At 70.4% G+C, this 12546-nt stretch carries 11 protein-coding genes; 3 read left to right on the forward strand and 8 right to left on the reverse strand.

The window, feature by feature from the left end; genetic code table 11:
- Window positions 1-14: 14 nt before the first annotated feature.
- Genes FV242_RS13815 through FV242_RS13845 form a run of 7 tightly spaced genes read right to left on the reverse strand, consistent with a single transcriptional unit; the run spans window position 15 to window position 7982 of the window.
- Complete coding sequence (locus FV242_RS13815) at window positions 15-1142, reverse strand: glycosyltransferase (RefSeq protein ID WP_147939320.1); 1128 nt, start codon at window positions 1140-1142, stop codon at window positions 15-17.
- Window positions 1139-2233 (reverse strand): glycosyltransferase, encoded by a 1095-nt coding sequence (locus FV242_RS13820; protein WP_147939321.1) that lies wholly within the window; start codon window positions 2231-2233, stop codon window positions 1139-1141. Before FV242_RS13820 ends, FV242_RS13815 begins: the two co-directional genes overlap by 4 nt.
- Window positions 2230-3342, reverse strand: coding sequence for a glycosyltransferase (locus tag FV242_RS13825; protein ID WP_147939322.1), 1113 nt, complete (start codon window positions 3340-3342; stop codon window positions 2230-2232). The genes FV242_RS13820 and FV242_RS13825 overlap by 4 nt, the downstream gene beginning before the upstream one ends.
- Window positions 3339-4490 (reverse strand): glycosyltransferase family 4 protein, encoded by a 1152-nt coding sequence (locus FV242_RS13830; protein WP_210248931.1) that lies wholly within the window; start codon window positions 4488-4490, stop codon window positions 3339-3341. The genes FV242_RS13825 and FV242_RS13830 overlap by 4 nt, the downstream gene beginning before the upstream one ends.
- A complete protein-coding gene (locus FV242_RS13835; protein WP_147939323.1) occupies window positions 4475-5767 on the reverse strand; it encodes a TIGR04295 family B12-binding domain-containing radical SAM protein in 1293 nt (430 codons plus the stop codon). The genes FV242_RS13830 and FV242_RS13835 overlap by 16 nt, the downstream gene beginning before the upstream one ends.
- The gene (locus FV242_RS13840) at window positions 5764-6873 is read right to left on the reverse strand and encodes an SDR family NAD(P)-dependent oxidoreductase (protein WP_210248932.1); all 1110 of its coding nucleotides are present in this window, start codon (window positions 6871-6873) and stop codon (window positions 5764-5766) included. Before FV242_RS13840 ends, FV242_RS13835 begins: the two co-directional genes overlap by 4 nt.
- A complete protein-coding gene (locus FV242_RS13845; protein WP_147908053.1) occupies window positions 6870-7982 on the reverse strand; it encodes an SDR family NAD(P)-dependent oxidoreductase in 1113 nt (370 codons plus the stop codon). Before FV242_RS13845 ends, FV242_RS13840 begins: the two co-directional genes overlap by 4 nt.
- Window positions 7983-8545: 563 nt before the next feature.
- On the opposite strand from FV242_RS13845, the gene FV242_RS13850 reads away from it, so the two are divergent.
- A complete protein-coding gene (locus tag FV242_RS13850) occupies window positions 8546-9331 on the forward strand; it encodes a Crp/Fnr family transcriptional regulator (protein WP_147939324.1) in 786 nt (261 codons plus the stop codon).
- Complete coding sequence (locus FV242_RS13855) at window positions 9328-9576, forward strand: hypothetical protein (protein ID WP_147908051.1); 249 nt, start codon at window positions 9328-9330, stop codon at window positions 9574-9576. The genes FV242_RS13850 and FV242_RS13855 overlap by 4 nt, the downstream gene beginning before the upstream one ends.
- 231 nt (window positions 9577-9807) lie before the next feature.
- Here FV242_RS13855 and FV242_RS13860 read toward each other — a convergent pair whose 3' ends face one another.
- Window positions 9808-12138: an FdhF/YdeP family oxidoreductase gene (locus FV242_RS13860; RefSeq protein ID WP_246692699.1), complete on the reverse strand. Its 2331-nt coding sequence runs from the start codon at window positions 12136-12138 to the stop codon at window positions 9808-9810.
- 176 nt (window positions 12139-12314) lie between these two features.
- Between FV242_RS13860 and FV242_RS13865 the strand changes: the two genes are divergently transcribed.
- Window positions 12315-12485, forward strand: coding sequence for a hypothetical protein (locus FV242_RS13865; protein ID WP_246692700.1), 171 nt, complete (start codon window positions 12315-12317; stop codon window positions 12483-12485).
- Window positions 12486-12546 lie beyond the last annotated feature (61 nt).

The following is a 12546-nucleotide window of genomic DNA, read 5'->3' on the forward strand; positions in this document are numbered from 1 at the left end:
CCGATCTCTATTGATCAGACCATCGGCGACATTTCGCCAAGTACTGGTCGCGCTGCGATGTTCCCGCGGCGGCCGGCGGCTTCGCGCAGGTGGGCCTCGAGTTCCGCAGCCCGGTGCCCGGCGCTGTGGCGCGCGAGAACCCGGGCGCGCGCGGCGTCCGCGAGCCTCCGGCGCTCGGTCTCGGGCTGCCCTTCGAGCAGGCCCAGGACCTCCCCGGCGGTCTCGACCGGCAGGATCTCGCGCCCCGGAGCCAGCACGGTCTCCAGGCCGTCCCAGCGGTCGGTGAGGATCGGCGTGCCGCAGGCGGCGGCTTCGAACAGGCGGACGCTCGGGCTGTAGCCGGCTCGGATCATGTCGGCCCGGGTCACGTTCAGCGTGTAGCGGCTCGCCGCGTAGAAGGCCGGGTGATCCCGCGGCGCGACGTGTTCGATCCGCTCGACGTTGCGCGGCCAGTCCACGGCGTCGGGATATTGCGGGCCCGCCACCACGAAGCGCAGGTGCGGGGCCTGCCGGGCCGCGTCCACGAGGAGCCGCGTCAGGGTCGGCTGCCGATCCGGGCTGTAGGTCCCGAGATAGGAGAGGTCCCAGCGCGCGTCCCGCGCCAGCGCCGGATATGCTTCGGGATCGACCGAGCAATAGAGCTGGCGCGCCGCGGGCGAGCCGTAGCGCGCCTCGATCCGGCGCAGGGTCGGACCGCCGGTGAAGGACAGGTAGAGGTCGTAGGCGCGGATCAGGTCGGGCGTGAGATACCCGTGGTCACGGGCCTCGAGCTTCGCCAGGGTGACGGGCGTGTCGATGTCGTAGAAGGCGCAGACCGATCGGGTCCAGGCGCGGACGCGCCGGCCGACCGTGGCGCCCTCCGGCACGTAGGAGCCCACGATCACCGCGTCGGCGGCGGCGATCCGGTCGCGGAACCGTTCGAGATCCGCGAGATCGCGGTAGAAGGCGAGGTCGCAATAATCCGGGGCCGTCAGATCGCGGTGCTCGGCGTACCAGGGCACCTCGCGCTCCAGGAACAGGATCGCGTGCCCGCGCCGGGCGAAGGCCTTCAGGAGCGCCCGGTAGGTGGTGGCGTGGCCGTTGCCCCAGGACGAGGACAGGCTGAGCCCGAGCACGACGAGACGGAGCGGGGCGCCGGTCACGCGACGCTCCGTTCGCGCTTGCGCGCGCAGACCGCGCGCAGGATCGCGTCGACCTCCGCGCCCCGATGCGCGTAGGTGTGTTCGCGGGTGATCCGGGCGCGGGCGGCGGCTCCGATCGAACGCGCGCGCTCGGGGGTCAGCCCGGCCACGTGGTCGGCGACGTCCTGGCCGTCGCGGGCGACCAGAACCTCCGCGCCGTCCCGGAGGAACAGCTCGAGCCCGGTCCAGGCGTCGGTGATCAGGCAGGCGCCGGCGCCCGCCGCCTCGAACACGCGGGTCGCGGGCGAGAAGCCCACCGCCGCCATGCTGTCGCGGGCGATGTTGAGCACCGCGCGCGGCGTCGTGTTGAAGGCGTTGTGCTCGCGCGTGTAGACGTGCCCGAGCGCGCGGACGTTGGCCGGCATGGCCTTGCCGTCCCAGCCGTTGCCGCCGATCAGGAAGGACCGATCCGGCAGCCGCGCCGCGGCGCCGAGGAAGAACGTCTCCACGCGCGCCTCCCGGTCCGGCAGGCGGTTGCCCAGGAAGGCGAGGTCGGCCGCGAAGCGCGGATCGGCCGGAACCGGGTGATGGGTGTCGGGATCGAGCGCGTTGTAGATCGGGATGCAGCGCGCCGCGCCGAGGCCCTCGTACGCGGCGATCACCGGCGGACCGCCGCCATAGGTGAGGACAAGGTCCAGCGCCGGCATCGCGCGGCGCAGGGCGTGCCCCGGATCCTGCGCGATCTCGGCGAGGGTCGCGGGGGCGTCGACATCCCAGAAGATGCGGATCGCGTCGGGACGGGAGGCCGCGACGAGGCCGGCCAGCAACGCGTCGTCGAACACGCCGACGCCGCTCGCCTTCACGACCACGTCCGCCTGGGCCGCCTCCGCCACGACGGCGCGCATCGCCTCCGGCGTCGCGGGATACACGCGCACGTCGGCGTAGGGCGGCGGGTCGATGTCGCGGTGCTTCTGCCGGTCGTAGGCGTCCGGCTCGTAGAAGGTGATGCGGTGGCCGCGCGCCGCGAGGTCCCGCAGCAGGCCGCGGTAATACGTGGCCGCGCCGTTCCAGTAGGAGGAGAGCAGGCTCGATCCGTAGAAAGCGATCCTCATGCGCACCTCTCCTGCAGGGTTGGGGCGCGCAGCCGCTGGACGACACGCAGAAGCTCCTCGGCCCGGTGGCCGCAGGTATGACGGGCTCGGATCACCGCGAGGCCGTTCTGGACGAGGTTGCGCCGCAGTTCGGCATCGTCGCGCAGGGCGCGCAGGGCGCGCTCCATCTCCGCGCCGCTGCGGGCGACGAGGTAATCCATGCCCGGCCGGAACAGGCGCTCGGCATCCTCCCAGGGCGAACAGACCAGGGGGATGCCGCAGGCCAGCGCCTCGAACACCCGGATGGTCGGAATGCCGGGCAGCCGCTCCACGTAGAAGCGGCGCGGCACGTGCACGGTGGCGCTGTGACGGGCGAACAGCGCCGGGGCGGCCGCGTTGGCGGCCCAGCCGTGATAGCGCGCGCCGTAGCGGGCGAGAGTCGCCAGGGCGGCCTCGGGATAGCGAACGCCGTAGACGTCGAGGGGCAGGCCCACCGCCTGCGCGGGCCCGAACAGGAAGCTCTCCAGCTCGGCGCCGCGCTCGTCGTCGCCCCAGTTGCCGATCCAGACCAGACCCTGCCGCGGGCCCTCCACGATCGGCGGATGGAACAGCCGGATATCGGCGGCCTCGTGCCAGACGAAGACCCGGTCGCCCCAGCCCCAATCGCGATACACCGCGGCCAGGGCTTCGCCGAAGGCCAGCACGCCGTCGTAGCCCGACAGATCGAAGCGCCGCATCGTCTCCGGCTCGCTGACCGCCCGGTGATGCGTGTCGTGGAACAGAAGCGTGTCGAACGCGCCGCGCTTGCGGGCCGCGCCGAGCGCCGCGACGAGGGCGGGCGCGTTCCACTCGTGCACGATGACGAGGTCGGCCCGCGCGGCACACTCCACCGCCGGCTCGATCGCGTCGTAGATCTCGGCCTGCAGCTCCGGGTAGGCGGCCCGGAACGGCGCAAGCCCCGCCTCGCCGTGGTCGCGCAGGAGGTTCGCCAGGCTCCAGGCCCCGCGGGGCTCGAACGACTGGACCTCGTGCCCGCGCCGGATCAGCTCGCGGAGGACGCCACGCAGGAAATGGGCGTTGCCGTGGTTCCAGCACGCGGCGAGCGAGTGGGTGAAGTAGGCGATCCTCATGCGGCCGCTCCCTGTCGGGCGGCGCGAATCCCGGGGCCGGCGCGGAGCGCCTCGAACACGTCGAGGACGGAAGCCGTCGCGGCGGCGACCGTGTAGCGACCCGCCCGTTCCTGCGCCGCCCGCCCGAGGCGCGCACGCCGGTCCGGGTCGGCCGCGAGGCCATCCAGCAGGCCGGCGACCGCGTCCGCGTCGTCGGCCTCGACGAACAGGGCGGCATCCGCCCACACTTCCCGGAAGGTCGGCAGGTCCGACAGCACGAGGGCACAGCCGGCCTGGGCCGCCTCCAGGACGGCGAGGCCGAACGGCTCGTAGCGGGCCAGCGAGACGAAGATCGGTCGCCCGGAGAGTTCCGCCGCGATGCCGGCCTCGTCGAGTTCGCCCAGAACCGTGAGGTGGACCGGCCGGACGCGCTCGCCGTTGGGGCCCGTCACCGGACCGGCCGCCCGCACCGGCAGGACGGTCCTGGCCGCGACGCGGTCGAGACCGGCGCAGTTCTTGGCCCGGTCCCACAACCGGCCGGCCGTGAAGGCGAAGGGCACCGGATCGGTGCCGGGGGAAGCGACGGAAGCCAGGACAGGGGCCAGCTGCCGCCGACCGTTGTGGACGGCCCTCGGCGGCCGGGACAGACCGTAGGCGCGGGCCGTCGCGTCCGCGAACGCCCGGCACGGAGCCAGGAGCGCGTCGGCGCGGCGGCACCCGCGTGCGACGAGTTCCGCCCGCCACGCCAGATCCCCGGGGAGCGGCCCGGTCCCGGCCGCCGCCCACCAGGTCGCTACGCAGGAATGGCAGACCGCGACGACGGGCACCGGGAAGTCCGCAGCCGCCGCGAAGGCGGGACTGTGCAGGTGGACGAGATCGGCCCCGACCGCGCGGGCCGTCCGCGCCAGCGCTTCGCCGGCCCCCGTCACCGCGCCGGGATCCGTCGCCATCCAGTCGAGGGGCAGCCCGGTCCTGACGAGGCGGCACCCGGCGGCTTCGGCACGTGCGGCCTGCGCCGCGGACGGGTCCGGACCGAGCACGGCGAGCGTCACGCCGACACCGGCTTCGACGAGCCCCCCGGCGAGGTCGACCGCGTAGGACCAGACGCCGCCGACGGCGTCGGCGGTCATCAGGACGTGGAAGCGCTGCCGCGTCAGGTCCGTCCGCATGCCGCCTCCAGTTCGCGAAGCGTCAGCGGCCGCTCGTCCTGGATGTCGCTGAACGCGTCGAAGAGGCCGAGGTAATGGGCGTGCGCCCGCTCCCAGGCCGCATCGTCCGGCTCGCCCCAGAGGCGCCGGTAATCGGGGGAGCTGGGATAGGGGTAGAGCGGCACGGGATCGTTCGCCCAGACGCCCCGCCCGCGCAGGCGATCGCGCCACTGCGCCACCATCGCGGGGTCGTCGCCCGCGACCTTGATCAGGTTCGCCTGCACGAACGGCACGGTCCTGCGGGCGTGGATCAGCCGCTCTGCGAGTTCGTCGGTGGTGGCGCGGCACTTCTTGTCGAGGGCGGCCCGGCCTTCGACCGTCAGGCTCTCGATGCCGGCCTCGATCGAGACGCATCCGGCCGCCCCGAGCAGATCCAGCATGTCCGGCTTCCACAGGTCGATCCGGGTCTGGATGCCGAAGCGCAGGTCGCGCGCGACCAGGGCTTCGAGGAGCGGCTTCTGGGGCAGGAAGATCTCGTCGATGAAGTAGACGTAGGTGACGCCCTGGGCGATCAGCCCGTCGATCTCGGCGAGGACGGGTTCGAGATCGCGCCGGCGATACGCGTCGCGAAAGTCGATCTTCGCGCAGAAACTGCAGGTATACGGGCAGCCTCGCGAGGCCTCGACCTCGGCGCCGGGACCGTCGGGCTCCCGGTCGAAGCGGTGGTGGTGGTGGGTGTGGCGCGCGATCCACTCCGCCGGCCAGCGCAGTGCCGGGGCATCGCTGAACCGGGCCGCGTGCGGGCCCCCGGTGATCCGCACGCCGTCGTCGTCGCGGTAGGCGATCGACGGCACGCTCCGGAGCTCCTGCGCCTGTGCGAGACGCAGGACGATCTCCTCGCACTCTCCGCGCACGACCGCGTCGACGTCGAGCTTCTCCAGGGTCGGGCGCGGGGTCGCCGAGCCGTGCGGTCCGACCGCGACCGTGCGGCCTCCGCGCCCGGCGAGGGCGTCCAGGAAGGCGCGCGGCACCCGCAATTCCGGTGGGGCGCAGCGCCAGAACAGGTAGGTCGGCGCGGTCGTCACCACGGTCATGTCGGCGCCGAACGCCGCGACCTTCTCGGCGGCCTGCGCGTGCGTGAGCCCGCAGAGGTGCGCATCGAGCATCAGCACGTCGTGGCCCGCGGCGGTCAGGAGCGCGGCGCTGTAGCCGAGTTCGAGCGCGAGATGGGGCTCGCGGCAGCCGAAATAGATGCTGTTGCGGTAATCCCAGGCGGGATTGACGAGGGCGACCTTCATCCGGCCGCTCCCATCAGAGGCCTGTCCCGATCGCGCAGGCCGTGGGTCGCGCCGCCGTCCCGTTCATGGGTGAGCCAGGCGGCGAGATCGGCCACGCCCTGCCGCCACGGCATCGGGGCCGGAAGGCCGAGGATCGCGGCGGCGCGGCGCGTGTCGGACACGTAGTAGCGCTGGTCGCCGGCGCGCCACTCCGAGAAGCGGTGATCGACCGGGCGCCCCACGAGCGTCTCGATATGGGCGAGGACCTGGCGCAGGCTCACGGCATTGTCCGGACCGCCGCCGAGGTTGAAGGCCTGGCCGGCGATGCTCTCGATCCGCGCCCAGGCCGCCCGGTAGGCCGTGACCGCGTCCGAGACGTGCAGGATGTCGCGGACCTGCCGCCCGTCCCCGTAGATGCTGATGGGCCGGCCCGCGAGGGCGCTGATCAGGAAATGTGCGACCCAGCCCTGGTCCTCGGTGCCCATCTGGCGCGGGCCATAGATGCAGCTCATCCGCAGGACCGCGGTCGGGATGCCGAAGCTGCGGGCGTAGTCGAGGACGTACTGGTCGGCGCCACCCTTCGAGCAGCCGTAGGGCGTGTGGAAATCGAGGGGCTGGCGCTCCGCGATGCCCCAGCGCCTGATCTCGGGATCGGCGGGGACGTAGGCGTCGTTCGCGGCGGTCACCGGCAGATCGGGCAGGTTGCCGTAGACCTTGTTGGTCGACGCGAAGACGAAAGGCACCCGCCGCGCGCGCGCGGCTTCGAGCACCGTGATCGTGCCGCCGAGATTGACCGTGAAATCCTCTCGCGGCGCGACGAGACTCGTGGTCACGGCGACCTGGGCCGCGAGGTGGAAGACGACATCCGCCTCGGCCACGCAATCCGCGACCAGGTCCGCATCGCGAACGTCGCCGGTCACCGCCGTCAGAGCGGCGGGATGGCGCTCTACCAGCCAGGCCAGGTTCGCCGCGACGCCCGGGCGCGCCAGGGTGTCGAGGACGACGACGCGGTGTCCGGCCGAGGCCAGGCTGTCGGCGAGGTTCGCACCGATGAAGCCGGCGCCGCCGGTGATCAGGACGCTGCAGCCGGCCGGGTCGCCCGGCGGACGGGGGCGGGCCGCCGTCACGCGACGAGCCCCCGGGCTTCGAGTTCCCGGCGGGCCTCGGTCACGCGGTCGACGGCCTGCTGCTCGGCGACCCAGGCCGCCAGTTCGGCGACCCCGTCGGCGAAATCGCGCTGCGGGGCGAAGCCCAGGTCCCGCTGGATCCGACCGATGTCGGCGATGCAGTGCCGGATGTCGCCCGTCCGGGCCTGGGCGATGATCTCCGGCGCGAGATGCGGCTTGCCCATGGCCCGCGCGAGGATCTCGGCGACCTCGCGGACCGACCGGTCCCGGCCGCTCCCGACATTGTAGACGTTCCCGGGTGCCCGCGGGTGCTCGAGCGCCAGCACGAAGGCCTCGGCCACGTCCTCGACATGGACGAAGTCGCGGCGCTGCTCGCCGTCCTCGAAGATCATCGGCGGCTGCCCGTTGTGCAGCCGCGCGGCGAAGATCGCGAGGACGCCCGTGTAGGGGTTCGAGAGCGCCTGCCCCGGCCCGTAGACGTTCCAGAGCCGCAGGGCGACGCCTTCCATGCCGTAGACCGGGCTGAGCGTCAGGGTCAGGCGCTCCTGCACGTACTTGGTCAGGGCGTAGACCGACGCTAGGGTCGGGGCCTTCCACTCGGGGGTCGGCACGGGCACGAGCGGATGCCCTTGCGCATCCACCGGGTCCCAGGGCTCGCCCGGGCGCCTCGGCCCGCGCACCGCGTCCTGGACGATGCTGCCGTCCCCGGCCCGGTAGAGACCCTCGCCGTAGATGCTCATCGAGGAGGCGACGACCACGCGTCGCACCGGCCGGTCGATGAGCTGCTGGAACAGTGCGGCGGTGCCGCAATCGTTGACCGAGACGTACCGCTCGACCGCGTACATGCTCTGGCCGACGCCGACCTCGGCGGCGAGGTGTACGATCGCGCCCACACCGTCCAGGGCTCGTATCAAAGCGGCTGCGTCGCGGACGTCGCCCTCGATGAACTCGACCTCGTGCGGCAACCGTTTCGGTTCTGCTTCCGTCCCGTGAACCTGCTCGATCAGGCTGTCGAGGACACGGACCCTGTAGTTGCGGGTCAGCAGCGCGCGCGCCAGATGGGATCCGATGAAACCGGCGCCGCCGGTGATGAGGACGGTCTCTCTCAAACGCGCTGCCTCCATGCTCGCACGCCCAAGCGGGGATGCGGTCCGGCACAGGTCCAATTCGGTGGATCGAAGCTTCGCAGAAGAAGCCCCGGTTACAGTAGATCGCGCCCCACACCCGCGGGACCGGCAATCGGCTGCAGTCGACAACCTGACACAGCAGGCGCTATGCTGCTGAAAGAGCCTTTGATTTGTTCAACTTACCTCTGAAAATCGAACCGAAAAATATCCTGGTTTAGATTCGGCCGGCGAATTGGCGCCTATTCTGCACATCGGCTCCGTGGCGCCGACATGTCCGCCCGTGGCGCTGAAGCAGGCGATGCAGGGGTGGAATGGCCGTGCAAGGGGTCGCAGAGTCGAGCGGGCGCATGCCCGCATGCATCCGTCGCGGATCAGGCGATCTGCGGCGGACAGGGCCGCTCGGCCCGCACCCCGTGTGCGATATCCGACGCTTTGTATTGCGACCGTTGGACAGGGTATCGATGCACGAAGCGCTGATCTAAACAGCCCCCGCCGGATGGCGAATACGGGATCGTATTCCCCGTGCGTGACCCAGGTGAGAGGCGATGCAGGACGACGACATGACGAATACCGGTGGCGGTGCGAAGCCTCCCGCCGGGGCAACGAACAATCCTCTGATCGCGAAGCTCGAGAGCCTGGCCAAGCTCTCGGCGGAGGACAAGGACGTGCTGCAGCGGATCAGCGCGAACCCGCAGGTCATCGAGCCCGGGACCGCCCTGATCCGGGAGGGTGACAAACCGGACGGCGTCTACCTGATCCTCGACGGCATCGCCTGCCGCTACAAGCTCCGGGCGAGCGGCGCGCGCCAGATCATGGCCTACCTGGTTCCGGGCGATTACTGCGACCTCGACGTGGCGCTGCTGAAGGCCATGGACCATGCGATCGGCACGCTCTCCACGTGTCACGTGGTGCGGATCGACCTCCTCACCATCCAGGGCCTGCTCGAACGCCATCCCGGCATCACTCACGCCCTGCGGCTGGCGACCCTGGTGGACGAGGCGACCCTGCGCGAATGGCTGGTCAACATCGGCCGCCGCTCCGCGGACGAGCGCATCGCGCATCTGCTCTGCGAATTGCTGTTGCGGCTGCGCGCCGTCGGCCGCACGGCCGGCCAGGGCCAGAGCTACGCGCTTCCGGTCACCCAGGATGACCTGGCCGACACCACCGGGCTGGCCGCCGTGCACGTCAACCGCGTCCTGATCAACCTGCAGCGGCGCGGCCTGATCGCGTTCTCGGGGCAGGAGGTAACGATCTCGGATCTCGCGGGCCTGGAGGCGTTCGCCGAGTTCAAGCCGAACTATCTGCATCTCGGGGGGAGGGACGCGGCATGAGCCTACGCCTTCAACCCGTGCAGGTCGGCACCGGGAGCGAGGATCAGGAGAGCCAGCTCGTCTTTCACGAAGGCTTCCTCGTCGCGGTCCTCGTGCGGCTCTCGGACCTGCACGAGGCCGATGCCGGCAAGTGGTTCCTCGAGGCCGGGTTCGGCGTGGTAGACGATCCGTGCCCGCCGACATTCGCCGACATCGAGGCGGCGCAGGACTGGATCTGCGGACGGCTCGGCCTTCAAGTCGTCTGAGTGCGACCCGCGCCGGGCGGGATCGGGCCGGGCGCGCCGGTCGGATCTCGCCATGAGAGCGTGGGTGAGGCCGCCGGGGCGCGGTTCCTGTCGTCCAGGACGATGCGCGACCTTCCCGATCCGCATCGTCTCTTTCCGAAAGCCGGTGGCCACCTTTCGGGACGATGCTTGATCTCCTCGATCCGCATCGTCTCCTTCCGAAAGCCGGTGGCCACCTTTCGGGACGATGCGCTAACCTGCGGCGTCCGCCAGCTGCGGTTCCAGCACGCGGTCGCCTTCCGGGTGCACGGTGACCGGGACGGTCTTGGCCGCGGGCGTCTTGCTGCCGACGGCATAGTGCCAGATCGGCATCAGGACGTTGCATTCCGGGTAGTACCCGCCGATGCACCCGATCGGGACGTCGTAGGCGACGACGAGCATGCCGGCGAGCCGACGGTCGACGCCGTCGTCGGCGCATGTCTTCAGCGTCACGGCCTGCCCGACCTTCAAACCCAGGCGGTCGATGTCCGAGCGGTTCATCAGCACCACCTTGCGGGTGTTGTTGATGCCGCGGAACCGGTCATCGTAGCCGTAGACCGTGGTGTTGAACTGGTCGTTGCTGCGCAGCGTCATCAGGCGCAGCACGTCGTGCCCGACATCGGGCATGTCCGCATCCTCGTCCAGCCCGCCCGGCGTGACGAAATTGGCCCGGCCCGTATCGGTGCGCCACTCGCGCCGCTTCACCGGCAGGTCGCGCTGGAAGCCGCCGGGCTCCCACATGCGCCGCTCGTAGTCCCAGAACGAATCCGGCAGCGTCGCGCTGATCTCCCGGCGGATCTCGGCGTAGTCGGTCATGTAATCCGTCCACCGCACCCGCGGGTTCGGATCGAGCACCTTAAGGGCGAGTTCGCAGATCAGGCGGATCTCGCTGATCAGGTGCGGCGAGGCGGGCTTGCGCAGGCCGCGGTTGCCGTGGACGCAGGCCGAGGTGTCCTCCATGGAGAGGACCTGCTGGCCGGCCGCGGTCTCATCGATCTCCAGTCGCCCGATCACCGGCAGGATGTAGCTGATCTCCCCCGGAAGCAGCGCGCTTCGGTTGAGCTTGGTGATCACGTTGACGGTCAGGCGCAACCGGCGCCAGGCCGGCTCCATCTGACCGTGATCGGGGATGGCGCGCACGAAGTTGCCGCCGAGCATCACGAAGGCCCGGACATCGCCTTTGAGGACGGCCTCGCAGGCCTCGACCGTGTTGTATCCGGGCTCGCGGGGCGGCTCGAAATCGAACTGCTCGCCGAGCCGCGTGAGCGGGAACAGCTCGGGCTTCTCGGTGATCCCGACCGTGCGCTGCCCCTGGACGTTGGAATGCCCGCGCACCGGGCAGATCCCGGCGCCATCGCGACCCATATTGCCGCGCAGCATCAAGAGGTTCACCAGCATCTGCACGGTTTCGACCCCGGCCCGGTGCTGGGTCAGCCCCATGCCGTAGACGCCGATCACGGTCCGCGACCGGCTGTAGACCATCGCGGTCGATTCCATGTCCGCCCGGTGCAGCCCCGAGCGGCGCTCGAGCACGTCCCAGTCTTGTGCCCGCAACCAGGCCACGAAGGTCTCGAAGCCGTGCGTGTGGTCCTTGATGAAGGCTTCATCGAGCACCGCCGCCCCGCCGGCCGCCAGCGCCTCGTCGTGCAGGGCCACCACCGCCTTGCAGATCCCGGTGAGCGCCGCGAGGTCGCCGCCCGCCTTGACCTGATGGTATTGCGAACTGATCCGGGTGTCCTTGCGGGTCAGCATTTCCGTCGGCGATTGCGGGTTCAGGAAGCGCTCGAGCCCGCGTTCGCGCAGGGGGTTGTATGTGATGATCGGCACGCCGCGCCGACTCGCCTCCTGCAACGGGTGGAGCATGCGCGGCGAGTTGCTGCCCGGGTTCTGGCCGAAGAAGAGCAGGCAGTCGGCCTTGGCGAAGTCGTCGAGCGCCACGGTGCCGATGGCCTGCCCGATGCTCGCCGGCAAGGCGACCGAGGTCGTCTCGTGGCACATGTTGGAACTGTCCGGCAGGTTGTTGTTGCCGTAGATCCGGGCGAAGAGCTGGTAGAGGTAGCTGCCCTCGTTGGACAGGCGGCCGGAGCTGTAGAACACCGTTCCCTTCTTGCGGTCCTCGACCGCGCGCAATTCGCGGGCGATCTCCTCGACCGCATGGCCCCATGACACCGGCACGTAGGTGTCGCTGGTCGCATCGTAGCGCAGCGGATGCGTCAGGCGGCCGGTCTGTTCGAGATGGTAATCGTCCCAGTCGCGGAGTTCGGTCACCGTGTGGGCGGCGAAGAAGTCCGGCGTGCACCGGTGGGATGTCAGCTCCCAGGCGACGGCCTTGACCCCGTTCTCACAGAACTCGAACGGGAGCGGGCTTGCCGGCTTCACCCAGGCGCAGCTGTTGCACTGGTAGCCGTCGACCTTGTTGTGACGCGTCAACGCGACCGGGACACTCGCCAGGACGCCCTCACGCCTCAGGATGTTGCCGACCGAGAACGCCGATCCCCATCCGCCGGAGGGACGTCGGTAGGGCTTGAACGTCGGCTTTTCCAAGAGGCGCACTCCGAACCTGAATGACAAGGAAACACCTGCCGTCGATCCGTGTTTCCCGGAAACCGCACACACTTGCGAATAATACCCACCCATATCTTATGTTTATAACAGAGGTTAATATGACCGTTGGATACGACTACATGCTGAGGAAACCTTCGGGACCCAGTGCCCCGAAGATGTTCCTGGATACGCGCGTGGTGCCGGCCGTCGTCAATATCGCCGGCGGTGTGGAAGTTGCTTTGAACCGGGCCTCGGCACGAACCGGGCTCCACCCGATGCTCCTGCTCGTCGGCATCGCGACCGCGGCGATCGTCGTGGGTCGCCGGGTACGGGGCGGGAGCCGCTAGGCAGGCTGTCGCGGCGCGTGAGGCGCACGTCTTTCGACCCGCCTCCCCCTTGCCCGCCCCC

Source organism: Methylobacterium sp. WL64 (assembly GCF_008039945.1).
Classification (GTDB): Bacteria; Pseudomonadota; Alphaproteobacteria; order Rhizobiales; family Beijerinckiaceae; genus Methylobacterium.

Coding starts and splice junctions, on each gene's coding strand:
- FV242_RS13820 (WP_147939321.1), bottom strand. CDS start 2,233: ATGAGGATCGCTTTCTACGGATCGAGCCTGCTCTCCTCCTACTGGAAC.
- FV242_RS13825 (WP_147939322.1), bottom strand. CDS start 3,342: ATGAGGATCGCCTACTTCACCCACTCGCTCGCCGCGTGCTGGAACCAC.
- FV242_RS13830 (WP_210248931.1), bottom strand. CDS start 4,490: ATGCGGACGGACCTGACGCGGCAGCGCTTCCACGTCCTGATGACCGCC.
- FV242_RS13835 (WP_147939323.1), bottom strand. CDS start 5,767: ATGAAGGTCGCCCTCGTCAATCCCGCCTGGGATTACCGCAACAGCATC.
- FV242_RS13850 (WP_147939324.1), top strand. CDS start 8,546: ATGCAGGACGACGACATGACGAATACCGGTGGCGGTGCGAAGCCTCCC.
- FV242_RS13855 (WP_147908051.1), top strand. CDS start 9,328: ATGAGCCTACGCCTTCAACCCGTGCAGGTCGGCACCGGGAGCGAGGAT.
- FV242_RS13865 (WP_246692700.1), top strand. CDS start 12,315: ATGTTCCTGGATACGCGCGTGGTGCCGGCCGTCGTCAATATCGCCGGC.